The sequence below is a fragment of the Aerococcus sp. L_32 genome (assembly GCF_050689315.1).
The window spans coordinates 1-997 of sequence record NZ_JBOEQF010000632.1; the positions used below are offsets into that span (position 1 = coordinate 1).

Below are 997 nucleotides of genomic sequence, written 5' to 3' on the forward strand. Positions count from 1 at the left end.
TTTGCTCCCAGGTTTGGCTAATTTTCGGAGGTTTCGGTAATCTTCTAAGTTTCTTAAAGCTAGGACACGCTCGCTCTCCAGCCCATCAATCCACTTTGGAGCGCCACCCAGTGAATAAAGCAATTTTTCGTATTGATAGATTTCTCCACTCTCAATCTCAATCGTTTGTCGATCGGCATTAATTTGCTTCACAGTTGTCCCAGTTAAGATATCAATCGATTCATCATCCGAAATATTATAATATATCGTTTCTTTTGGATGGTCTGGCTCTGTCCAAAATTCTTTACTTAATGGAGGACGATAGTAGGGTTTGTCAGTTTCTTGCGTGACTATCAACAATGTCCCTTTACGGTCATACTTACGAATTTCCATTGCGGCATTGGCACCAGCCATCCCGCCACCTAATATTATATATTTATATGAATATTGCATAAATCATGCCTCCCCTTTTCTCTTCCTACATATATTACCAAAATTCTTCTTAAATGTTTTTGTATACGCTATATTTTTTATTCTCTCTCGAATTAGATCTATGATTGTCTCAGTTCTTCAAGAATAACCTACTAATAAAATATCAGCTTATTTATTTCCCATTTAGAGAATAAGAAAGCTGTGATCCATAATTGTTAAAAAATATACATAAAAATGAGACACAAAACGATGCTAATTGTATTGCATCGTTCTGTGCCTCTTTCATATTCCAGTTGTGTTATATGTATCTAAGCTTAGCCTTATATACTTTAATGGTATATTCTACTTTCCGTGAAGCTGCTTAAAATTCTATGCAATCAGTGACCAAAGATGTTGAATCGTACCATTCTCTAACAGAATAAAAATACCCAATCCGATGAAAACGACTGGTACGATGACCTTTTCGTAACGCTCAACTACTTCACCAATCATAGGAACCGAAGCTAATCGTTTAGATAAATAACACAAGGTAAAAATCCCAATGATAAAAACAAGGATCACAACCATGACTTCCTGGAAGGACATC

General features: G+C 35.9%; 2 protein-coding genes. Both read right to left on the reverse strand.

The window, feature by feature from the left end:
- A partial coding sequence (locus ACRCJ0_RS15300; protein ID WP_431391058.1) for an FAD-dependent oxidoreductase occupies positions 1-432 on the reverse strand: 432 nt, incomplete at its 3' end.
- A 348-nt stretch (positions 433-780) separates the two neighbouring features.
- Positions 781-997 (reverse strand): cadmium resistance transporter (locus ACRCJ0_RS15305; RefSeq protein WP_431391057.1); only part of this gene is annotated, 217 nt, incomplete at its 5' end.